This is a genomic window from Nocardia sp. Root136, from assembly GCF_001427185.1.
Lineage (GTDB): Bacteria > Actinomycetota > Actinomycetes > Mycobacteriales > Mycobacteriaceae > Nocardia > Nocardia salmonicida.
This window is the reverse complement of record NZ_LMFE01000001.1, coordinates 1,487,079-1,507,419: the sequence shown is the minus strand read 5'-3', so window position 1 is coordinate 1,507,419 and position 20,341 is coordinate 1,487,079. Positions and strand designations below refer to the sequence as shown.

Genomic DNA, 20,341 nt, shown 5'->3' with positions numbered 1-20,341 from the left:
GTCGGGTCGGTGAAGGAGGTTCGGATGCGCGTTCGGTCAGGTGTGAATGCCCCTGAAAGTATTGGGCTGCTGGGGTTTTCGCACGACATATCATTTGTTGTGAGCCCTCGCGATGATCCGGCTGTTACGCCCTACCGGTCGATGGCCGATCGTCCCGATTCCTGTTCGGCGGAACCCGCCGTCGACGGGCGCGCCGAGTCGGCGGCGACGGCCCTCGTGCTGCCGATCCGCCCGCGTACCGCCTCCGTCGACGGCGCGCCACTGTTCTGTCTGGCCGGTGAAGCAGTCCTGGCCTGGAACTATGTGGACCTCGTCGCCCACCTCGACGCCCGCGTCCCGATCTACGGCCTGCAGGCGAGCACCGAACCACGCACCATCCGCGAATACGCCACCCGCTACCTCGCCGAGATCCGCCGCATCGCTCCGCACGGCCCGTACCAGCTTCTCGGTTGGTCCGCAGGCGGTTTCGTAGCCCACGAAGTCGCCGTCCGACTCCGCGCGGCGGGCGAACACGTCCGCGTCGTCCTGCTGGCCACCGACCCCGCGGCCCCCGCGCCCGCGTCGCTGTCCGCCGACCGATTCGCGGCGCAGTTCGGCGCCGATATCGATAGCCCAGCCCTCGACCCACCTGCCGCCTCTGGCGCGAGAACCTCCACCCCTGACGCAGCCACCGCGGCGATCAATGCCGCCACGGCGGGAACGCTCGACCTCACCGGTAGCGACCTCGACCGCATCACCGACGTGAGCCTCGCGGCCACGGGCATGGTGACCGGCCACCGACCCTCGTGGCTGCCCGGTGACCTCACCGTATGCGTGGCGGGCCGCGGACCCGACGGCGCCGATCGCCTCGACCCCGGTGCCACGGTTCGCCATTGGCGCCCCTACGTGGAGGGCGCGATCACCGGCTACGTCCTCGACGCGACCCCTGACGAACTCACCGCACCCGACCTTCTTCCCGAGATCGCCCGGATACTGGCGACCACCCCCACCTCGGCGCGCACGACATGCTGACCGAGTTCCCCGGCACCACAGGCCACATCGACCACGATGGGGACGTGCGGACCACCGACGAGCCTGTTGCCGACCGATCGCCGTCGGTGGCGCTCACCCAGTGGTGGGTGCTCGCGCGCCGGTTGATCCGCCCGGCCTGGCGCACCGGCGAGATCTTCACCGCCCTGCTCGCTCCCGCGGTGTTCACCATCGGCTTCTACGTCCCGCTCAACCTCGTGATGACCGTCTACGGGCACGGACTGAGCAGCTACGCCCAGTTCCTGATGCCGATGATCATCATGCAGGCGGTCTCGTTCTGCGCCATCGCCGCCGCGTTCCGTTCGGCCACCGATGCCCGCGAGGGCCTCGACATCCGTTTCGCCACCATGCCGATGCCGCGCGGGGTCCCCTTCGCCGCCAGGATCACCGCGGCCGCCCATCGCGCGGTGATCGCGGTCGGCGCCGCGCTCGTCTGCGGCGCCGTCATAGGCTTCCGCTTCTACGGAAGCTGGTGGCACACCGCGGGGTTCATCGCCTTCTCCCTGCTGATCGCGACCGCCCTGTGCTGCGGCGCCGACCTGCTCGGCAGCATGTCCGCCAGCCCCGAGGCCACCACCCAGATCCTGGTCCTGCCCCAGCTGATCTTCGGCATGGTGTCCACCGGATTCGCGCCGGCCAGTCAGTTTCCCAGCTGGCTCCAGGGTTTCGTTCGCAACCAGCCCGTCTCCCAGTTCGTCGACGGCCTACGCGCGCTGGCGGGCGATTCGACCGGCAACGCGGGCACGGTCGACATCGCGACACTCGGCCCCGGCCTGGCTTGGGCGATCGGCATCCTGGTGGTCTGCGGCGGCCTGGCCTGGCGACACGCCGCGCGGCGGGTGGCATGACAGTCATCGCGCTCCCCACGGTCACCCGTCGCACCGAGTCGCTGCGGATGCTGCTGCCACAGAGCATGATCCAGACCAAGCGGCTGCTGACGCGCTGGGCCAGGGACCCGTTGACCATGATGCAGGCCCTGTTCTTCCCTGCGCTGCTGCTGGTGATGCTCAATGCCGTGCTGGGCAAACAGGTCTCGTCCTTCGCCGGTGCCGACGCCCTCTACGGCTCGGTTCCGATGGTCTCGTTGGTCGGCGTGATGTCGGGCTCTCTGGCCGGAGCCGTCACCCTCGGCCGCGAGCGCGATGTCGGACTGCTGTCGCGATTCTGGGTTCTGCCGGTCCACCGCGCCTCGGGCCTGCTGTCGCGAGTCGTCGCCGAAGGCGTGCGCATCCTGCTGTGCACCTTGGTGATCTTCGCCGTCGGCGTCGCACTCGGATTCCGCTTCACCCAGGGTCCGCTCGCGGCGATCGCGCTGTTCACCATCCCGGTGTTATACGGCCTCGGTTTCTCGACCATGGTCACCGCGCTGGCCGTGTACACCGCGAAAGCCGCGCTGGTGGAGGTCGTCTCGCTGGGTTCGTCGATGCTGATGTTTTTCAGTACCGGGTTCGTTCCGCTCGCCGCCTACCCCGGCTGGGCGCGCCCGATCGTGGAGCACAACCCACTCACCCACGCCATCGACACCATGCGTGGACTCTCGCTCGGCGGTCCGGTGCGCGGCCCACTGCTGGCCACGCTGGCCTGGTCGCTCGGCGCGATCGTGGTTTTCGCCCTACCGGCCGCGATCGGGTTCCGCCGGGCCAGTCGTCACTGAGCAGTCGGGGACCGGGTGATCGCGTCGCGCGCTTCGGTGATCAGCTTCGCGGAGTCGCGAGGGCTCAACGCCATCGCCCGCAGCTGATCGAAGATCACGCCGAACCGGCGGATCTCGGAGTGTCCCTCGACCAGGTCGTGCACCGACATGCTCTCCACGTACACCAGTTCGGGGTCGACCGGATTGCGGAAGTCGAGCAGGGTGAACGAGCCTGCCATGCCGGGATGCGCGCCCGCGTCGAACGGAAGGACCTGCAGGATCACGTTCTTGCGCTTGGTCTCGTCGAGCAGCCGGTCGAGCTGGCCTGCCATGGTCGCGGGCCCGCCGACCACCCTGCGGATCGCCGCCTCGTCCATCACCACCCACAATTCCAGCGGGTCGTCCTTGGTCAGGTTGGTGGCGCGATCCATGCGCGCCTGCGCCCTGCTCTCCATCACCGAGGCGTCGAGGCGCGGCATGGAGGTGTCGATGACCGCGGCCGCGTACTCGAAGGTCTGCAGCAGGCCGGGCACCGTCGAAGTCTGGTACTGCCTGGCCGACAATGCTTCCGCCTCGAAGTTGATGTAATTCGCATACACCTCCGACACCGCGCCTTCGTAAGGGCGCGACATGCCGGGTTTCAACGCGTCGGTCAGCAGGCTGAGTGCTTCCTCGCGCATTTTGTCGTCGACCTGATACAGGTCGAGCATGGCGCCGAGAGTGCGGCGTTGCGGGCGCGCCTGAGCCATTTCGATCCGGTACAGCGTGGTGACGTTGATACCGGTTCGCGCGCTGACGTCTTCCTTGCTCAGCTGAGCGCTTTCCCTTAACTCGCGCAACATGGCCGCGAGTCGGCGAAGCCGGACGGTCAGTGTCGTTCGCTTGCCTGCCATGAATCGCATTATTGCGCTGTGCGGCCGCGATGTCACGCGATCGGCGAAGACAGCGACGTAGGTACTGTCATGGTGTTCGGCGAGTCCGCGAGGCACGCCGGAAGCCCGTGCCGCACTGCCGATGTGACCCCCGGTTCTGTCAGGGTGGCTTTACTGCAGGAGTGATAACGCAATCTTGCGTTTCGTCTTCTGAACGAGCATGATCCAGTTAGCCTGGTTGCGAACAATCCGAACAGATGACCGGGACAACCGAATCGAGAGCCAATCATGTTGGTAGACAAATCTTGGGTGTCGGGTGAATTCGGGGCCTTGCGATGAGCGCGCCGGTGATGGGGATACTTCCGACCGCTCCGCAATTGTTGTGTGCATTTCAGGGGCGGCGATTTCAAGATCGCGAATTGTTGAGATCAGCGCACGCGCTCGCCGAACTGCACGAACGGCGGGGGCAGGTGCGCGACACGGCATTGATCGCCGAGATCGATTGCCGTCGAAGTGAACTCGTCGACGACATCAATGACTGGTGTGTCCAGGAGATCCCGTTGCATCGCCACGGCGCCTCGCTGCATACCGAAAGCCTCGGTGCGGTCGTCGACCGGATGGCACGTAGCTGGGTGGATGCCAACCAGGCCATCGACATCGATGGCGCGCGAAGCGACAACACCCACAAGCACTGGTACCACCTTGCCGAGCTTGTGGATGGCTACACGGATCTGGTCACCGATGTGGCGGGCGGACGGCGGCGGCTGCCCGAACAGTGAGGGGCTACGCCGGCTCCGGTGACAGCCTCGCCTCGAAGGCGATGCGGTCACCACGGTAGAGCGAGCGCACCCGTTCGATGGGTGCGCCGTCGGCGTCGACACTGCGCCGGTGCAGCAGCAGCATGGGTAGTGCGGTGGTGCATTCGAGCAAGCCCGCCTCGCGCGGGGCGGCGAGTACGGTTTCGATGCGTTCGCGCGCACCGGCGAGTTCGACGCCGGTGGCGCGGATCGCGGCGTACAGCGAAGTGGTGGGGTCATAGGTGCCGCGCAGGGCGGCGAAGCGGTGCAGCGGTAGGTAGGTGCTCTCCAGTCCGACGCGTTCACCGTCGGCGAGCAGTACCCGTTCCAGGTGCATCACTTCGGTGCCCAGCTCCACCTCGAGGTCGGTGGCTGTCGCCGCGTCGGCGGCGACGTCTTCCCACGCGACCAGGATGCGGCCGGGGGTGCGGCCGAGGCTGATCGCGCCCTCGGTGTAGGAGCGCAGCGACAGCGGCTGCGTGAGCTTGGGCCGGGAGATCACCGTTCCACGACCCTGCCGCCGAATCCTGCCCTCTACCAACAGCTCTCGCAGTGCCTGCCGCACGGTCTCGCGGGCGACGCCGAAGCGGGTGGCGAGGTCGCGTTCGGAGGGTACCGGGTCGCCCTCGGTGAGATCGGCCAGGAGTAGATCGATTTCGGTGCGAACCAGGAACACCTTCGGAACTCGGGTCGTCTGCGGCGAATCCATGCCACCAAGCCTACCTGGATTGGTCTATACCAAAAATTAACTTGCCGTTCTCACGGCCAACACCTATCGGTCTAGACCATTTGCCACTATCGGTGCCATGCGATTGGTCATCATCGGTGGAGGGATCCTCGGCACCGCACATGCCTGGGCGGCGACAGCCCGCGGACACGAGGTCGTCCACCTCGAACGTGAACGCGAGGCCCGTGGCGCGACGGTCCGCAACTTCGGCCTGGTCTGGGTATCGGGCCGGTCGGCGAACGAGCTCGAGCTGACGCTGCGTTCGCGCGAGCTGTGGGAGGAGATCGGCGGCCGGGTCGCCGGCGTCGGCTTCCGGCCCGCTGGCTCGATCACGCTCGTGCGCACTCCCGCCGAACTCGCCGTCGCCGAGGCCGCGGCCGCCGGTGACACCGCCGATGCCCGCGGGTTCGCCCTGCTCGACCCCGACCAGGTGCGCGCGATCAACCCGGTCGTGCGCGGTAAATACCTCGCGGGCCTGCACTGCTCGACCGATGCCGCGGTGGAGTCGCGCCAAGCGCTGCCCGCGCTGCGCGCCCACATGGCCGCGACCGGTCGCTACACCTTTCACGAGGGCACCGAGGCCCGCTCGGTGCTCGACACCGGTTCAGGCGCGGTGGTGGTCGACGATCACGGTCGCCGCCACGAGGCCGACCTCGTCATCCACTGCCCCGGCGCCGCCCACTCGGGGCTCACTCGCGAGTTGGCGGGCGAACTGCCGGTCCGCCGCGTGCGGCTGCAGATGATGCAGACCGCCCCGCTGGGCGAAACCCTCACCACCGCGATCGCCGACGGCGACAGCTTCCGCTACTACCCGGGTTTCGCGGGCCCGCAAGTGGATTCGCTGGCCGCCGAGCAGTCCCAGACCGCCACCGCCGCCGAGCACAAGATGCAGCTGCTGTGCGTGCAGCGCCTGCACGGCGGCCTGACCATCGGCGACACCCACGAGTACGCCGAACCGTTCGCCTTCGACGTCGACGAAGCGCCCTACGACCACCTCACCGAGGTGACCGAGGAATTGCTCGGCCGCGCGCTGCCGCCGATCGTGCGGCGCTGGGCGGGCGTCTACAGCCAGAGCGTCGACCCAGGCGCCGTCGTCACCCGGGTGCGAGCCGATACCAACGTCTGGGTCGTCACCGGCCCCGGTGGTCGCGGTATGACGCTCGGCCCCGCCATCGGCGAACAAACCGCCGACCAGATCGGACTGTGAGGAACACCTATGTCGAACAACAAGATTCAGCTCGCCGCCCTCGACATGGCAGGTACTACCGTCGCCGACGGCGGACTGGTGCTGCGCGCCTTCGAGAGCGCCGCCACCACCGCCGGGATCGAGACCGAGGGCCCGCGTCGTGAACAGGCTCGCCGCTACGTGCTCGACACCATGGGCCAGTCCAAGATAGAGGTGTTCCGCGCCCTGCTCGACGGCGACGAGGTCGCGGCCCACCATGCCAACCGTGCGTTCGAGGCCGCCTACGACGCCCTGGTCGACGAGGTCGATATCGCGCCGATTCCCGGTGCGGTGGAAGCGATCACCGCTTTGCGTGACGCCGGTGTCCGGGTCGCGCTGACCACCGGATTCAGCCGCGGCACACAGGACAAGCTCCTCGCCGCGCTGGGCTGGGCCGACCTGGTCGATCTCACCCTCGCGCCGTCCGATGCCGGACGCGGACGCCCGTACCCCGACATGGTGCTGGCCGCCGCGCTGCGCCTCGGTGTCGACGCCGTCGACCGGATCGCCGTTCTCGGTGACACCACCAGCGATATCGCCACCGGTCTCGCCGCAGGCGCGGGCATCGTCGCGGGCACCCTTACCGGCGCGCACACCGCCGATCAGTTGCGTGCCGCAGGCGCCACCCACGTCATCGACTCCGTCGCCGCGTTCCCGGCGCTGGTGCTCGCCCACTGAAGCTTGCCGTCGCGGTAATCGCCGCGGCGTCGCCCTCCGATCCACCCGTCCCTGCGATTCCCCCGACATCTGAACGAAAGTTGCTGTAATCGTGCGTACTCCACTCACCGCGCGCCGCCTGTCCAAGGCCGCGCTGCTGCTGGTCGGCGTCACCGCCGTCGCGTTCACCGGCGCCTGCGGTGGCACCGGTACCGAATCCGCGGACGGCAAGACCGTCACCGTGTACTCCGCCGACGGTGTCGGCGGCTGGTACAAGTCCCAGTTCGACGCGTTCACCAAGGAGACCGGCATCGCGGTCAACCTGGTGGAGGCGGGTTCCGGCGAGGTGGTGAACCGGGTCGACAAGGAGCAGTCCAATCCGCAGGCCGACGTCGTCGTCACCCTGCCGCCGTTCATCCAGAAGGCCAAGCAGTCGGGTCTGCTGCAGCCCAGCGGCATCGACACCGCCGCTGTTCCGGCCGCGGCCAAGGACGCCGAGGGCAGCTACGTGACCCTGGCGAACAACTTTCTGTGCTTCATCGCCAACCCCGCGGTCGACGCCTCGGCACTGACCTGGGAAGACCTGCTGAAGCCGGAGTTCAAGGGCAAGCTGCAGTACTCCACACCGGGCCAGGCCGGTGACGGCACCGCGGTGCTGGTGCTGTTGCAGCAGCTGCGGGGCAAGCAAGGCGCCCTCGATTATCTGACCGCGCTGCAGGCCAACAATGTCGGCCCGTCGTCCTCGACCGGCAAGCTGCAGGCCAAGGTCGACAAGGGTGAGCTGCTCATCGCCAACGGTGACGTGCAGATGAACCTGACCACCGTGAAGGAGAAAGGCTCCAAGTTCAACGTCTTCTTCCCGGCTGCCGGCGGCAAGCGGTCCACCGTGGCTGTCCCGTACATGATGGGTCTGGCCAAGGGCGCCCCGCACAAGGACGATGCCACCAAGCTGATGAGCTTCCTGATGGCCCCTGCCGCGCAGGCGAAGCTCGGCCCCGAGGCTTTCGCCGTGTCGCCCCGCACCGATGTGCCCGCCCCGGCCGATGGTGGTCCCGCCGCCGCGTTGACGGGTGTCGAGGTGGTTCCGGTCGACTGGAACAAGGTGCTCACCGAGCTGGACGCCGATGTCGCGGCGTACCAGAAGGCAACCGGCAGCTGAATGCGGCTGTGATCCAAGGGAGTTGACGATGTCCGACGGTGACCTCCAGATGAAATCCGCCACCCCGGTGGCGGCAACCAACGAACCCGCGATCGTGTTCGACCGGGTCGGGGTCAGCTACGGCAGGGGCCGCAAGGCCGCCGTCGCGCTGGCCGATTTCACCCTGCGCGTCGCCGTCGGCGAGACCGTCGCGCTCCTCGGCCCGAGCGGGTCGGGCAAGTCGACCGCGCTCAAGGCGCTGGCCGGTTTCGTCCGGCCCACCTCGGGCGCGGTCCGCCTGGGGGGCCGCGACGTCACCGATCTCTCGCCCGCCAAGCGTGGGATCGGTGTCGTCGTGCAGTCTTACGCGCTGTTCCCGCACATGAACGTGCACAGCAATGTCGCGTTCGGCTTGAAATCGCATCGGGTGCCGCGTGCCGAGATCTCCACACGCGTCGCCGAAGCGCTCGACATGGTCGGCATGGCCGGCTACGCGCAGCGACTCCCGCGCGAATTGTCCGGCGGTCAGCAGCAGCGAGTGGCGATCGCCCGCGCGCTGGCCATCAAGCCCAGCGTGCTGCTGCTCGACGAGCCGCTCGCCGCGCTCGACGCGCAACTGCGCCATTCGATGCTCGGTGAGCTGCAGACACTGCGAAAAGCCTTGCCCGACACCGCGATGCTCTATGTGACCCACGATCAGGCCGAGGCGCTGGCGCTGGCGGATCGGATCGCGGTGATGCGCGATTCCCGGCTCGTCGACATCGACACCGCCGAAAACCTGTGGCAGCGCCCACCCACCGACTTCACCGCCGCTTTCCTCGGCGGCGCGAACCTGGTGCCCTGCACGGTCGACCACGTCAGCGGCACCGCCGCCCTGGTCACCGCGGGAACCAACACGCTGCGGGCGCAGGCGCCACAACCCGGCGTGGCACTAGCGGATTGGGCCTCCGGCGACGACGCCCTGCTCTGCGTCCGCCCGCACACGATCACCCTCGGCAAGCCCGGCGAGCGGGACGCCCTGCGCGCCACCGTGCTCACCGCGGTCTGGCGTGGGGCGTCGACTCGCGTGGAACTGTCCGTCGACGGACTTCCCGGCGACATCGCCGCCGACGTGCCGGGCCACTTCACCACCGAAGTCGGATCCGTTGTCGGTGTGCGGTTGCCGGACCCGGCGGGCGTTCTGATTCCGCGCGCGATCGGTGAGAGTTCCACTGAGGTAAGCGGTTCAGACAAGGAGAGCACGCTGTGAACGCGCGGGTTCCAGCACTCAGCGGCTCTCTCGATACCAGGGGAGTACTGCGGTGAGCGCGGCTCTTCTCGATCATCCGGAAGTTTCTCCGCCAGTGAAGGACTCCACACCACGCAGGTCGTGGTTGCCGATTCTGTGGACGTTGCCGCCCGTGCTGGTGGTGCTCGGAATCGCGGGTTATCCGATTCTGCGGGTGCTCACCGAATCGACGCAGACCCCGACCGGGCGTGGCACCGAGGTATGGACCTCGGTGCTCGGATCGGAGGCGTTCCGGGAAGCGTTGTGGCGCACCGTCTCCATCGCGGTCTGTGCCACCGCGGGCTGCCTGGTGTTGGGTACGTTCCTGGCGGTTGTGCTCGCGTTCGTGCCGTTCCCCGGCTCCGGACTGGTCGGCCGACTGATCGACACGATCCTGACGCTGCCGTCGTTCCTGATCACCCTCGCCTTCACGTTCCTCTACGGCACAGCGGGCGCGGTCAACGCCCTGATCTCCGAATTGACCGGCGCCACCACACCGGTCATCGACTTCCTCACCACCCCGCTGGGCGTGATCCTGGCCGAGATCACCTACTTCACCCCCTTCGTGGTGCGTCCCGTTCTGGCCGCGTTCGCGCAGATGCCACGCGAACAACTCGATGTGGCGGCGAGTCTCGGAGCTTCACCGTGGCGGGTGCTGCGTCAGGTGGTGCTGCCCGAAGCGTGGCCCGCGCTCGCGGCGGGCGGCAGCCTGGTGCTGCTGCTCACGCTCAACGAGTTCGGCATCGTGTTGTTCACCGGTGCGAAGGGCGTCATCACCCTGCCCGCGCTGATCTACACCCGCGGCATCGTCACCTTCGACCTGCCCGGCGCGGCGGTCCTGGCCTCGGTGCAGGTGCTGCTCTCGCTGAGCCTCTACCTCGTCTACCGGTTCGTGTTCGCCCGTTTCATCGCCCGCCCGAAGGGGGACTGATCGTGCTCGTCTGGACTCCGCGCGGAAAAACGCTGGTACTCGGTGTTTTCGCGCTGGTCGTGGTGGTGGTCTTCGTAGCCCCGATCGCCACGGTGATCGCTGCGGCCTTGGCCGGCAGCTGGACCGGCCCGCTTCCTTCCGACCTCGGCTTCACCAATATCGGCAACGCGCTCAGCGGCGAGCAGGCGGCCAGCCTCTCGGTGAGCCTGCAAACCGCCTTGCTCGCCGGCGCGATCTCCCTCGTCCTCGGCACCTGGGCAGCCCTCGCTTCGCGCGAAGCGCCCTCCTGGTTGCGCCGCCTGACCGACGCTGTTTTCCACCTTCCCGTTGCCGTCCCCTCGGTAGCGGTCGGTCTCGGCGTACTCATCGCTTTCAACGAACGCCCGCTACTGCTCGGGGGCACCAAGTGGATCGTCATCGTCGCCCACACGGTGCTGGTCCTGGCCTACGCCTTCAGCGCGGTCTCCGCCGCCCTCGACCGCCTCGATCCGGCCTACCGCCAGGCCGCCGAATCCCTCGGCGCCGGACCGGTCCGAGTCCTGTGCCAGATCACCCTGCCGCTGCTGTTGCCCGCGCTCGGCGCCGCTGCGGGCTTGGCCGTCGCACTGTCGATGGGCGAACTCGGAGCCACGATCATGGTCTACCCCGCCACCTGGAAGACGTTGCCGGTCAGCATCTTCGCCCAAACCGATCGCGGTGAAGTGTTCGACGCCGCGGCAGGCACCACCGTCCTCGTCGTGGTCACCTTGGTAGTGCTGGTCGTCCTCGGTCGAGTACGCGGTCGCGCCGCCCTGCGCTGATCGGGCCAGGCGGGCCCCTCCGATCCGGACCAGCCTCGGATTCGTTCACAGCAGTGCCGCGGCATCGACCGCGGTGAGTCCGCCGTCGACTCGGAGATCGTGCCCGTTGACGAACGCGGCATCCGCTGACGCCAGGAAGGCGACGGCGGCCGCCACATCCTCGGAGGTGCCCACTCGGCCCGCAGGTGACAGCGCGGCGACTCCGGCCTTGGCGGCGTCGGAGAGCTCGGCGCGGAAGGCCGGGGTGTCGATGTAGCCGGGGCTGACCGAGTTCACCCGGATGCGACGGGGCGCCAATTCGGCTGCGAGAGTGCGGGTCAGGTTGTGGACAGCGGCCTTGCTCGCCGAGTAGAGGGCAGCCCCGGGGACGCCCCGATGGAGCCCGAAGGACGCGTTGATGATGATCGCGGCATGGTCGGGAAGCAGCGGCAAGACCTTCTGGATGGTGAAGAAGGCGCCTTTGAGGTTGCTGCCGATCACCTCATCGAAGAGCGCGCCGGTGACCTGGTCGATCGGCTGGAACGAGCCGATGCCCGCGTTGGCGAACAGCAGATCCACGTGTCCGAAACGGTCGGAAACAGCCGCCGCGAGAGTATCGAGCTCGCCGAGATCGGTCGCGTCACCCGCGATTCCGTGCGCCTGACCACCGAGCTCGGCGACGGCCGCATCGAGGCGTTTCTCGTCCCGCCCGGTAACCACGACGCGGGCCCCCTCCGCGATCAACCGATGCGCGGTAGCCAACCCCATCCCACTACTTCCGCCGGTGATCAGCGCGGTCTTGCCATCGAATCGAGAACCGTTGTGCGTCATGGATTCAGCGTGGGCGGTGGTCGAGCGAATAGACAGTGCGCAGTTATCAGGGGTGTATCACCACCAGGATCCGCCCCGACCCCTAAGTGAACCGCAGGCTCGCGCATGGCAGACGGTCACGCCGATTCGGAGAGGCGCAGTCGCGGGAGTCCGGCCAAACGTTCTGCCGTATCGGTATTCGGTTTCGGGTTGTAGAGCACCAATGACCAGTTCGGGTGGTCGGCGACGGTGAGCGTGGTGGCATCGAAGTAGAGATCACCGACTTCGGGGTGATGCAGCGCGTTCACCGCTTGGAGCGGCGCGCCGACCTCGTGGCGTTCCCAGAGTTCGGCGAACTCGGGCTCGGCAGCAGCGAGTTCGTGTGCGACACGCTGGAATTCGCTGTCGTGCGGAACCAGCGCCGCATCCGCGCGATAGGCGGCGACCACGCCGGGAGCGGCTTCGGCCCACAGTTCGGGCAGTCCCCGGTACCGGGGACTGGTGAAGAACGTGACCAGACAATTGTGCGGTTCGCCGTCCGCACAGCCGAACACGCGCCCCGCGAGCATGTTGAACGCCAAGATGTTCCAGTACCGATCACGCACGATGGCAGGCCCCCGATCCCACCCATCGACCACCGCCCGCACCTCCACACTCACCTCGGTCGCCGACCCACACGCAGGCGGCGGATTGAGCCCCGCGAGCAGATACAGATGCCGCCGCTCCGGCTCACTCAACCGCAACACCCCCGCCACCGCGTCGAGCACCTCACCCGACACCGTGATCTCCCGCCCCTGCTCGAGCCACGTGTACCAAGAGACCCCGACCCCCGACAGCTGCGCCACTTCTTCGCGGCGCAGACCGGGCGTGCGCCGACGCGAGCCCGGCACCAGGCCCACATCACCCGGGGTGATCTCGGCGCGACGTGATTTAAGGAACGCACTGAGTTGGGCTCGGCGTTCGGTACGCACCGAGCGCGTGTCGACCACTTCGCTCATCTCCCGATCGTCGCCGATAGCGATCCCGGTATCCAGGTGGTACCCATCGCTCGCGGCACGATCCCGGCAGTCGCCGAGCATCTGTCGGGCAATAGGCTGGGACGGTGAGTGGGGAAGCGTCCGGGACGCCCGAGGCGGTCGACGGCGCGGGCAAACGGCGACGGCGAGGCCGTCCGGCCCGGATCAGCAGGGAACTGATCACCTGTGCCGCCAGGGAACTCGCCCCGGAAGCGTTGACGATGCAGGCCGTCGCGGATGTGCTCGGCGTCGATCCCAAAGCCCTGAATTACCACGTGGGAGATCGAGAGGGTTTGCGCGAGCTGGTGGCGTTGGACGTCTTCGAAACCGAATTGGCCCGGGTCACGCTGCCGGTCGGCCGCGACTGGCAAGCGGTGGTCCGCTCGTATGCGATGGCGCTGCGTGACGCGGTCGTCCGGCTCGGCCCCCTGGCAACCTCCATCCGGCTGCCGGGCGACAACGGACTCGGCACGCTGCGGCCCGTGGAGTGTGTGCTCCGTGCGCTTGTCGGTGCGGGCTTCTCGACCGACGATGCGGGTCGCGGACTCACCCTGATCACCGACACGGCCTTCTCCGCAGGTCTGAGCGCCGTGCGGGCGGCGAAGGACCCGGTGCATCCCGACGTGCCCGGGGTGATCAGCGCCTTGCAGGCCGCGGGCGAGGAGGAACTCCCTCTGCTCCGCGAAGTGGTCGCGGGTGGACCGGCCGGTGATCAGCTCGAGTTCGCGTTGACCGTGCTCCTGGTCGGCCTGGAAGAGCTGCGAAGTCGGTGACCCCCGGCTTCCGAGTGTGATCGAGGGCTTCAACCCGGCCGGACGACGCCGCGCGGCATGATCAGCGGCAGATCGGTATAGGTGAGAATGCCCGGTGCGGCGGCAACCACCGCCGGGATCGCGTGCACGGGGGGCATCGCGGTCATGATGTGTCCGAGCACCATGAAGTCCGCGATGGTTTCGGCCTGGAAGTCCGGCGGCGGGAGGAACCCGACGGTCATGTTCACCGTGGGTCGTCCGTCGACCGTGATCTTCCAGCCGTCCCCGTCCAGCTTCCAATCCGGATCCAGGGTCTGCCCCTTACGCCAGCGGACATTGATGTCGATGACCGTCCGGTCCCCGATCCGGCCCTGCCAGCTCGCGTGCACACCGGCGACGCAGCCCTTCCGGATCGTCCAGGACCCGAGATCCAGATCCGCTGTGGTCTGGGCATATTCGGCCACGCACCGGACGTCGTCGAGTTCGAGCCCGAGGGCATCGCCGACCAAACGGACGGCCTCGGCGAAGATGGCCGTGCCCCGCGCGGCCATGCCCGCCAGCTTCGGGTCATCGATCGGCGTGCCGAAGCCCACCGGTCGCTCGGTGGCCGGGGAGTCGTAGAAGGTGGTGTCAGCGGACTCGGCGATGGTGACCTTGTCGATGCGGTCGCAGGCACTGCCCGCCACGATGGCGAGCAACTCGGCGAAGCCGGGGCTCACCCCGGAACCGAAGATGCTCGACCCACCCTGGCGGCAAGCCTCGTCGATCTCCGCGCGGTCAACGCCGAGATTGTGGCCGGTGATGAACGATGCCGTGGTCACGACATTCACGCCCGCGGACAGGATGCGGACCACCTCGTCGACGTCGAACCACATCGGGTTGTAGACCACACAATCAGGTTTCAGCGCCAGTAGCGCGTCGGCGTCATCGGTGGCCAGGATGCCGATCGGATCACCACCTAGCAGCTCGCCGACATCGCTGCCGATCTTGCTTCCCGCCCAGGCGAAACAACCCACCAGTTCGAACTCGGGATGCGCGGCAAGCGCCCGGGCGGAACTCTTCCCGACGTTGCCGGTCGTCCACTGGACAACCCGATACTTGGTCGATGACATCGGAACCTCATTCAGTGTTCAGCGCGCGCGTTGTCCGGGCCCGGCCGATTGCCGCGCACCGGACCGCGAGGTAGGACGAATGTCGTTCTACCCCTTCATATGTCGCTGCTTGTAAGGCCCATACTCGCACCCCGCGCACCCGCCGTGCGCGCTTTCGACATAATTTTTTCCCGAACAGAGAATAATAGGGTGAGATCACCACAGCCGACCCTTCGCCCGCCTCCCCGAGGTGGCCGCCTTCGCTGTCACCAGCGCCGACGTCACCCACGGCACGGCCTGGGCGGCAGCTACCGTGAGGCTGGGGGCAGGAGTCGGCCGCTGAGGACGGGACGGTTGGTGAGGTCGTACTCCGGGATGCCGACGCCGAGACTCTCTGCAAGCCTGTAGAACATTCCGCGTGACCCCCAGGGGCCGTATTCGTATTCTTCGGGTCGGGCGCCGAGTGCCTGGATCTCGGTGTCGAAGCGGTGCGGGTTGCTGCCTGTCCTTGCGAGGCTGCTGTCCGTGGTGTCGAGTCCGGTGATGAGGCGACCGTCTTCGGCGTACCGGAACACCGCCCCTGGTTTCCCGCCGGTGTACAGCACCAGTGCCGCGGTTCCGATAGAGGCGCGCAGGACGAGGCCGCGGTCTTCGATGACTTTCCAGCTACCGTGCTCCCACGCCCAGGCCCAGCTTCGGTAATGCCCTGCACTGACCACATATCCGTCGGATTCGTAGAGAAGGCCGCCCAACTCGTAGTGGAAGTCATCCGGCTGGCGCGCCGCCACGGTGTTTTTGTCGACGCCCATTCGCTCCAATAGCTCCTGGGCGTTGATCTGACGCGCGAAGGTGAGGCTGAGCAGCGGCAGATCCCTGCCGTACATCCACCCGAGGCCACCGGTCGTGGTGTTCACGAGGCCCCCAGTCCATGATCCTGGAACCAGGTGCCGTCATCCGCTGATGCAGTCACAGCGGCTGACACTGCCAGGGGCTACCGACATCTATGGCCGAGGCCTGAGCGCCACCGCCCTCGCGCCCGGAGTGGCGGCGTGCGATCGGCAAGTCCGCAGGGCAGACTTGCGCGGTCCAGAGCTTCATCGCCCCCGACACCGAGGCAACGATGACACCGATTCCGGCTGGTATCTCGCTCGACGCGCTGTCCGAACTCCCTCAATACCCCACCGGGACGTCATTCGGTCCCGACATCGACACTGCCCATGAGGTTCTGCTGTCCGACGCCGGTGTGGACACGAAACGCGAGGCGTTCCTCGCGTGGGTCGCACGACACCAGCCGTGCATCTTCGGCCGGATGGCTACGAAGTCCGGCACACCCGCGCACGGGCTGGCGATGAATCTGTGCTGGATCGATGAGGAGGTGCTCGCGGCCGGACCACACGCGGTCGCCGCCGCGGTCGCCGCGGACCGACAGAGCTGGAAGGAACGCGCCGCGCGCGGGGAAAGCAGTGCCTTCCTCGTAATTTTCAACAGCCGCCGCCTCGCCCATGCCCGACCCGGCCCCGAATTCGCCCGGCTGTGTACCGATCTGGCCTCCCTGTATCTCACCGAACTGGCGCCCATCCGCCCCGACGTGATCTACACCGAGGCCCTCCCGCTGCGCGGGCGTGACGGTGTCCTGCGGCTGTTCAAAGGCAGTGTGCAGCTATTCCACACCGGTGCCCACCTGCGCCGACATCACGACCGCCGGATTCCAGGCGGGGTGATGATCTCGGTGAACGGACCCGGCCACTACGCCAATTCGCTTGTCACCCAGGGTGTGTGCGCGGACCTGACCGAATCCGCTCCGGTCGTCCGTCGCCTGGCCGCTCGCTCGATCGGCGCCGGCGGACTCGGCGACGACCGCGCAGTGAGTACTACCTGGCATCGCGACTCCCGACCTGCCGAACGTGACACCGCGCGGTGGTTCTCCGCGGCCTACCACCTCGACGTCCTTGTCGAATCCGACGTAGTAACCGACCCCGGCCTACGCACCGGCCCCTGCCCGGCCCACCAGCAATGGTCCTGGCTACATCTGGACTACATCGACGACCACGAGACCACTCCCGCCGACCGCACCCACGGATGGTTCCACGGGACTCCCATCCACGAACGCGACCTACACCACAACCCTTGGCCGCCAGTCGTTCCCATCGACGCGCCGGACTTCAACTACTGACGTTGCCACTGCCGCGAACTCGTACTCACGCTCTAGGCGAACCGCGTAGTGAGCTCGGTCGCGATCTCGTAGTGGCGCACGAGGAACGAGCGTTCGTCGAGCTTCTTGCGTCGCAGCCAGCTGGTCACTTCCGCGTTGCACTTGCTGGCGTTGCACGACCCACACGCGGGCACGACGTTGCCGAGCGTGTAGCGACCGCCACGCGAGATGGCCCGCACGCAGTCCTTCTGCAGCGAGGTAGCGGGGGAGCGACAGTACGCACACCCGCCCCACGAGGCCTTGAGTGCGTCCCACTGCGCATCGGTGAGGTCGTGGATGACCTGCGCCATCCGCTTCTTGCGCTTGCGCGCGGCACGAACCTGTTTGCTACCGCCAGTCGGCACGAAAGGAGACAATACGCGTCGCGATGGTCGAAGTGATCACCCTGGGCAAACGAAACGTCTGGATTCTCGAGCCGAGGTCAGCGATGAATTCGCCGATATCGAGTAGTCCATACAGGTATGGATATCAACTCGTTGTTCTTCGGCTTGGCCGTGACCGATTTCGCGGCGGCAGACAGCTGGTACAGCCGCTTGTTCGGGCGTGTGGCCGACTTCGCGGTGGTGCCGGGAGCCGAGGCGATGTGGCAGCTGAACGACACCGCCTTCCTTTACATCGTGGTCGATCCCGAGCACGCCGGTCAGGCTCTGGTGAACATCGCCGTGTCCGACCTGAACGACGCCGTTGCCGAAATCGCCTCGCGAGATCTCGATCCCGGACCCTTCATCCTCGTCGGGCCCGGCGGCGCGGCGGGCAGGAAAGCACCCTTCACCGATCCGGACGGCAACTCGATCTTTATCATCGAAATTGCCGCCCCCTGAGTCGAGCTGCGGCCAGAGACAAATCCCACGCCGGATACCTAGCCTCGCGGTCACCGTGGTGGGCCGGTTCGAGCGGTAGCTTTGATCGTGTTTACGGTGACGATGAACGACCGAGCGACGAAACTACTCGGTCTGCGGGATGGCTTCGGTGGCCTGGATCCAGAAGAAGGCTTGGCGTCCGGCTTGCGGAGATGGGTGGACGGCGGGATCGGAAGCTGCGGCGAGGTGGTGTGCTGGGCCCCGGTTCCCGTGCACGCTGATGACGCACCAGGGCGTCACTTCGACCTCACCGGGTGGGAATGTCTCCAAACTGTCTTCCACCTGGAAGATTTTGTGCCCGTTGCGAGTACGTACGACGAGGGGCCGATCCTAGGTGTCGACGCGCAGCGGACCCTCCTTCGGCAAGGGATCGCACTCGCTCGGGAGGTCGGGCGGCTGGCCGGTGAATTGAGTTCGCCGATTCCGCTGCGATGCATCGTTGCGACCAACGAAACCAACGGCACGTTCAGATTTCATCGGATCCGGACCGATGAAAGCTGGCTATCCGATGATCTCGACGGTTACGGCCGAGACTATGTAGTGGTCATCGACTTCCTGCCTCGGCCCCTCGACAGGTTCTCCAGTGCGCACGTTGCGGCGACACAACGCGCGGCGCTTTTCGACCTTGTCGAGCTCATTGCACCCGACGCCGAGAAAGCTTGTGGCAGATTGGAATACGTCCTCGAGAATGCGTCGTGGTCGGCCTTCGATCCGGAAGACGCACTGATCGAGGTCTTGTTCGACGGCTGTGACGGTGGCTTGGTCTACTTCGATCGCGAAGTCGCCGATCCCTACGCGATTCGCAGTCGGCTTGCGCTGCTACCCACCTGTCCGGAAGGGCTGACCTGGGACTGGTACGACGGCGATATCTGCAAGACCGAGACCGATCTCCAGACCTACCTTCGGTTGTCGGCCGATCACTGCCGTACGGTCGGCACCGCGTTGATCGGTGTCGTCACCGGCAAGAACGGACTGGTGCTCGGGTTCCTGCCTTCGAACAAGCTCGAGCAGTTCATCGAGCTCGCCGCGTCGGCCGATGCGGAGATCGTCATCTACGGCACAGTGGAGCCGGGCGCGCACTGGCCGAACCGGCCATCCGGCAGGTCCGAAATCAACGGCCCGACTTGATCGCTCGTTGGCGAGGCCGATTGTCCACCTGTGGTCACCGATCCGGAGGGTCGGTATCGTGGGTTGGCGCTCGGCAGTAGAGGACTGAGCACAAGTCCCGGGTCCGAACAGGCTTCGCCCGCAATTTTTCAGGAGCACCGACCCGTATGCGTAGCGATATCTTCCACGCGAACAATATGGCCCAGCAGGCCACTCAGCTCGGCCTCACGCTGCAGCACTCGAAGTGTGTGAAGGCGTGTGTCAACGGCGAGGTCTATGCCCGCCAGGGCGCCATGATCGGCTACCGCGGGCAGTTCGCGTTCGAGGTCAAGAGTCAGGGTCTGGGCAACCTGGTCAAGCGGTTCGCGACGGGGGAGGGGGTGCCGTTGATGAGCTGCCGTGGGCAGGGCGAGGTCTGGTTCGCCCACCATGCCTCGGATTGCTTTCTGATCGACCTCGATCCCGGGGATTCACTCTCGATCAACGGCAAACACATCCTCGTCTACGAGCCCACCCTCGGCTATGACATCCAGATGGTGTCCGGCGCCGGTGCTTTCGTCGGCGGCGGTCTGTTCAACTGTGTGTTCCAGGGGCAGGGTCGGCTGGCGATCACGAGCCACGGTCAGCCGATCGTTGTGCCCGTCAGCCACCAGCAACCGGTGTTCGCCGATTCCGATGCCCTGATCGGCTGGTCCTCGGGCCTGCAGACCTCCATCGTGCGCACCCAGAGTTTCGGATCGATGCTGCGCGGCGGGTCGGGCGAGGTAGCGCAGGTGCGATTCGTCGGCGAGGGGTTCGTCATTCTCCAACCCTCGGAATTCAACTTCGGGCCGACAAGCTCGAAGTAGCCACACCGCGCTACCAGGTGAGATCACGGTCGGGGACCCGGTGCTCCCCGAACCAGATCGCGACCATCTCAGCGGTGGCCGCGATGAGTTCACGGTGCTCGCGGCCGTCGACATCGAGAGCCGAGGCGCGCAGCACCGCGGCGAATCCGGTATTGACCACAACCGAGGCCATCACGTCGTATTTGTGGTCGTCACCGGCACCGAGGATCTGGATGACCAGCATCTTGATCATCAGCCGCAGGCGCGGCTCGAACTCGGGCAGGCCGCTGCTGTAGAACTGCACGCCCGCGATCAGCGCCCGCACCAGCCCCGCGTTGGCGACCAGCACATCAGGGGTACACGGTACCGATACTGACTCCCGCCGCCGCCGCGATCCGATTGGTCGAGGTCTCGGTGATCCCGCGCTCTCCGAACAGGTCCGCCGCGGCGTCGAGGATCTGGTTCCGCGTCGCTTTGGCTCGATCCTGCGTGGGCAGACGGCGACTACGAGGGGCGGAGGCACGCTCTTGATCCTTACGTTCACACCATTGAGCCGCAGCACAGCGTATGCGTTATCTCGTCCGTTGAACGAAGGACGACGCGCACGCGGA

General features: G+C 66.8%; 24 protein-coding genes. 15 read left to right on the top strand and 9 right to left on the bottom strand.

The annotated features are described in order from the left end of the window. The first annotated feature begins 99 nt into the window (after positions 1-99). The 3 genes from ASD42_RS07065 to ASD42_RS07055 are packed head-to-tail and all read left to right on the top strand — an operon-like array spanning position 100 to position 2,683. Positions 100-1,011, top strand: a complete 912-nt coding sequence (locus ASD42_RS07065; RefSeq protein WP_162256195.1) for a thioesterase domain-containing protein — start codon at positions 100-102, stop codon at positions 1,009-1,011. Then, positions 1,005-1,877, top strand: coding sequence for an ABC transporter permease (locus tag ASD42_RS07060; RefSeq protein ID WP_084787027.1), 873 nt, complete (start codon positions 1,005-1,007; stop codon positions 1,875-1,877). Before ASD42_RS07065 ends, ASD42_RS07060 begins: the two co-directional genes overlap by 7 nt. Further along, positions 1,874-2,683, top strand: coding sequence for an ABC transporter permease (locus ASD42_RS07055; RefSeq protein ID WP_056811730.1), 810 nt, complete (start codon positions 1,874-1,876; stop codon positions 2,681-2,683). The genes ASD42_RS07060 and ASD42_RS07055 overlap by 4 nt, the downstream gene beginning before the upstream one ends. Here the strand turns inward: ASD42_RS07055 and ASD42_RS07050 are convergent. Further along, a complete protein-coding gene (locus tag ASD42_RS07050; protein ID WP_056815662.1) occupies positions 2,677-3,555 on the bottom strand; it encodes a helix-turn-helix domain-containing protein in 879 nt (292 codons plus the stop codon). The genes ASD42_RS07055 and ASD42_RS07050 overlap by 7 nt on opposite strands. 398 nt (positions 3,556-3,953) lie before the next feature. Between ASD42_RS07050 and ASD42_RS07045 the strand changes: the two genes are divergently transcribed. Beyond that, positions 3,954-4,313 carry a DUF4254 domain-containing protein gene (locus ASD42_RS07045; protein ID WP_056811727.1) on the top strand — a complete coding sequence of 120 codons (360 nt, stop codon included), beginning with the start codon at positions 3,954-3,956 and terminating at the stop codon, positions 4,311-4,313. 4 nt (positions 4,314-4,317) lie between these two features. On the opposite strand, the gene ASD42_RS07040 is transcribed toward ASD42_RS07045, so the two are convergent. After that, a complete protein-coding gene (locus tag ASD42_RS07040) occupies positions 4,318-5,040 on the bottom strand; it encodes a GntR family transcriptional regulator (protein ID WP_056811724.1) in 723 nt (240 codons plus the stop codon). A gap of 97 nt (positions 5,041-5,137) precedes the next feature. Between ASD42_RS07040 and ASD42_RS07035 the strand changes: the two genes are divergently transcribed. The 6 genes from ASD42_RS07035 to ASD42_RS07010 all read left to right on the top strand — a co-directional run bounded on the left by ASD42_RS07035 (position 5,138) and on the right by ASD42_RS07010 (position 11,076). Further along, positions 5,138-6,265: a TIGR03364 family FAD-dependent oxidoreductase gene (locus ASD42_RS07035; protein WP_056811720.1), complete on the top strand. Its 1,128-nt coding sequence runs from the start codon at positions 5,138-5,140 to the stop codon at positions 6,263-6,265. A 9-nt stretch (positions 6,266-6,274) separates the two neighbouring features. After that, positions 6,275-6,961: a phosphonatase-like hydrolase gene (locus tag ASD42_RS07030; RefSeq protein ID WP_056811718.1), complete on the top strand. Its 687-nt coding sequence runs from the start codon at positions 6,275-6,277 to the stop codon at positions 6,959-6,961. 91 nt (positions 6,962-7,052) lie between these two features. Further along, positions 7,053-8,099, top strand: a complete 1,047-nt coding sequence (locus tag ASD42_RS07025; RefSeq protein ID WP_056811714.1) for a 2-aminoethylphosphonate ABC transporter substrate-binding protein — start codon at positions 7,053-7,055, stop codon at positions 8,097-8,099. A 28-nt stretch (positions 8,100-8,127) separates the two neighbouring features. Further along, positions 8,128-9,327: an ABC transporter ATP-binding protein gene (locus tag ASD42_RS07020; protein ID WP_056811711.1), complete on the top strand. Its 1,200-nt coding sequence runs from the start codon at positions 8,128-8,130 to the stop codon at positions 9,325-9,327. Between the two features lie 52 nt (positions 9,328-9,379). Further along, positions 9,380-10,276, top strand: a complete 897-nt coding sequence (locus tag ASD42_RS07015; RefSeq protein WP_056811708.1) for a 2-aminoethylphosphonate ABC transporter permease subunit — start codon at positions 9,380-9,382, stop codon at positions 10,274-10,276. Between the two features lie 2 nt (positions 10,277-10,278). After that, positions 10,279-11,076 carry an ABC transporter permease gene (locus ASD42_RS07010; protein WP_056811706.1) on the top strand — a complete coding sequence of 266 codons (798 nt, stop codon included), beginning with the start codon at positions 10,279-10,281 and terminating at the stop codon, positions 11,074-11,076. Positions 11,077-11,121: 45 nt separating this feature from the next. Here ASD42_RS07010 and ASD42_RS07005 read toward each other — a convergent pair whose 3' ends face one another. Together ASD42_RS07005 and ASD42_RS07000 are read right to left on the bottom strand one after the other, a co-directional pair. Next, entirely contained in the window at positions 11,122-11,886 is a 765-nt protein-coding gene (locus ASD42_RS07005; protein ID WP_056811703.1) for a glucose 1-dehydrogenase, read from the bottom strand. Positions 11,887-12,002: 116 nt separating this feature from the next. Further along, positions 12,003-12,863, bottom strand: coding sequence for a helix-turn-helix transcriptional regulator (locus ASD42_RS07000; protein WP_056815659.1), 861 nt, complete (start codon positions 12,861-12,863; stop codon positions 12,003-12,005). 104 nt (positions 12,864-12,967) lie between these two features. Between ASD42_RS07000 and ASD42_RS06995 the strand changes: the two genes are divergently transcribed. Then, positions 12,968-13,654, top strand: coding sequence for a TetR/AcrR family transcriptional regulator C-terminal domain-containing protein (locus tag ASD42_RS06995; protein ID WP_056811700.1), 687 nt, complete (start codon positions 12,968-12,970; stop codon positions 13,652-13,654). A gap of 29 nt (positions 13,655-13,683) precedes the next feature. On the opposite strand, the gene ASD42_RS06990 is transcribed toward ASD42_RS06995, so the two are convergent. Together ASD42_RS06990 and ASD42_RS06985 are read right to left on the bottom strand one after the other, a co-directional pair. Further along, positions 13,684-14,745 carry an NAD(P)H-dependent amine dehydrogenase family protein gene (locus tag ASD42_RS06990; RefSeq protein WP_056811697.1) on the bottom strand — a complete coding sequence of 354 codons (1,062 nt, stop codon included), beginning with the start codon at positions 14,743-14,745 and terminating at the stop codon, positions 13,684-13,686. Between the two features lie 287 nt (positions 14,746-15,032). Beyond that, on the bottom strand, positions 15,033-15,638 hold the full coding sequence (locus tag ASD42_RS06985) for a DUF6461 domain-containing protein (protein WP_056811694.1): 606 nt from the start codon (positions 15,636-15,638) through the stop codon (positions 15,033-15,035). Between the two features lie 206 nt (positions 15,639-15,844). On the opposite strand from ASD42_RS06985, the gene ASD42_RS06980 reads away from it, so the two are divergent. After that, positions 15,845-16,897 (top strand): hypothetical protein, encoded by a 1,053-nt coding sequence (locus ASD42_RS06980; protein WP_056811690.1) that lies wholly within the window; start codon positions 15,845-15,847, stop codon positions 16,895-16,897. Positions 16,898-16,929: 32 nt separating this feature from the next. On the opposite strand, the gene ASD42_RS06975 is transcribed toward ASD42_RS06980, so the two are convergent. Then, entirely contained in the window at positions 16,930-17,280 is a 351-nt protein-coding gene (locus ASD42_RS06975; protein ID WP_056811687.1) for an HNH endonuclease, read from the bottom strand. A 117-nt stretch (positions 17,281-17,397) separates the two neighbouring features. On the opposite strand from ASD42_RS06975, the gene ASD42_RS06970 reads away from it, so the two are divergent. The 3 genes from ASD42_RS06970 to ASD42_RS06960 all read left to right on the top strand — a co-directional run bounded on the left by ASD42_RS06970 (position 17,398) and on the right by ASD42_RS06960 (position 19,751). Beyond that, a complete protein-coding gene (locus ASD42_RS06970; protein WP_056811683.1) occupies positions 17,398-17,757 on the top strand; it encodes a VOC family protein in 360 nt (119 codons plus the stop codon). 195 nt (positions 17,758-17,952) lie between these two features. Further along, on the top strand, positions 17,953-18,924 hold the full coding sequence (locus tag ASD42_RS06965) for a DUF6630 family protein (RefSeq protein WP_131816602.1): 972 nt from the start codon (positions 17,953-17,955) through the stop codon (positions 18,922-18,924). 146 nt (positions 18,925-19,070) lie between these two features. Further along, positions 19,071-19,751 carry an AIM24 family protein gene (locus tag ASD42_RS06960; RefSeq protein WP_056811677.1) on the top strand — a complete coding sequence of 227 codons (681 nt, stop codon included), beginning with the start codon at positions 19,071-19,073 and terminating at the stop codon, positions 19,749-19,751. 10 nt (positions 19,752-19,761) lie between these two features. Here the strand turns inward: ASD42_RS06960 and ASD42_RS06955 are convergent, their stop codons facing one another. Both ASD42_RS06955 and ASD42_RS35155 read right to left on the bottom strand, forming a co-directional pair. Next, on the bottom strand, positions 19,762-20,079 hold the full coding sequence (locus ASD42_RS06955; RefSeq protein ID WP_056811674.1) for a hypothetical protein: 318 nt from the start codon (positions 20,077-20,079) through the stop codon (positions 19,762-19,764). A gap of 1 nt (position 20,080) precedes the next feature. Beyond that, positions 20,081-20,149 carry a TetR family transcriptional regulator gene (locus ASD42_RS35155; RefSeq protein ID WP_235569441.1) on the bottom strand — a complete coding sequence of 23 codons (69 nt, stop codon included), beginning with the start codon at positions 20,147-20,149 and terminating at the stop codon, positions 20,081-20,083. Positions 20,150-20,341: the final 192 nt, after the last annotated feature.

Bases quoted from the DNA above. Each gene is read 5' to 3' on its own strand.
- ASD42_RS07040 (WP_056811724.1), bottom strand. From the start codon at position 5,040: ATGGATTCGCCGCAGACGACCCGAGTTCCGAAGGTGTTCCTGGTTCGC.
- ASD42_RS07005 (WP_056811703.1), bottom strand. From the start codon at position 11,886: ATGACGCACAACGGTTCTCGATTCGATGGCAAGACCGCGCTGATCACC.
- ASD42_RS06990 (WP_056811697.1), bottom strand. From the start codon at position 14,745: ATGTCATCGACCAAGTATCGGGTTGTCCAGTGGACGACCGGCAACGTC.
- ASD42_RS07030 (WP_056811718.1), top strand. From the start codon at position 6,275: ATGTCGAACAACAAGATTCAGCTCGCCGCCCTCGACATGGCAGGTACT.
- ASD42_RS07060 (WP_084787027.1), top strand. From the start codon at position 1,005: ATGCTGACCGAGTTCCCCGGCACCACAGGCCACATCGACCACGATGGG.
- ASD42_RS07035 (WP_056811720.1), top strand. From the start codon at position 5,138: ATGCGATTGGTCATCATCGGTGGAGGGATCCTCGGCACCGCACATGCC.
- ASD42_RS06960 (WP_056811677.1), top strand. From the start codon at position 19,071: ATGCGTAGCGATATCTTCCACGCGAACAATATGGCCCAGCAGGCCACT.
- ASD42_RS07020 (WP_056811711.1), top strand. From the start codon at position 8,128: ATGTCCGACGGTGACCTCCAGATGAAATCCGCCACCCCGGTGGCGGCA.
- ASD42_RS07055 (WP_056811730.1), top strand. From the start codon at position 1,874: ATGACAGTCATCGCGCTCCCCACGGTCACCCGTCGCACCGAGTCGCTG.
- ASD42_RS06980 (WP_056811690.1), top strand. From the start codon at position 15,845: ATGACACCGATTCCGGCTGGTATCTCGCTCGACGCGCTGTCCGAACTC.
- ASD42_RS07000 (WP_056815659.1), bottom strand. From the start codon at position 12,863: ATGAGCGAAGTGGTCGACACGCGCTCGGTGCGTACCGAACGCCGAGCC.
- ASD42_RS06970 (WP_056811683.1), top strand. From the start codon at position 17,398: ATGGATATCAACTCGTTGTTCTTCGGCTTGGCCGTGACCGATTTCGCG.
- ASD42_RS07050 (WP_056815662.1), bottom strand. From the start codon at position 3,555: ATGGCAGGCAAGCGAACGACACTGACCGTCCGGCTTCGCCGACTCGCG.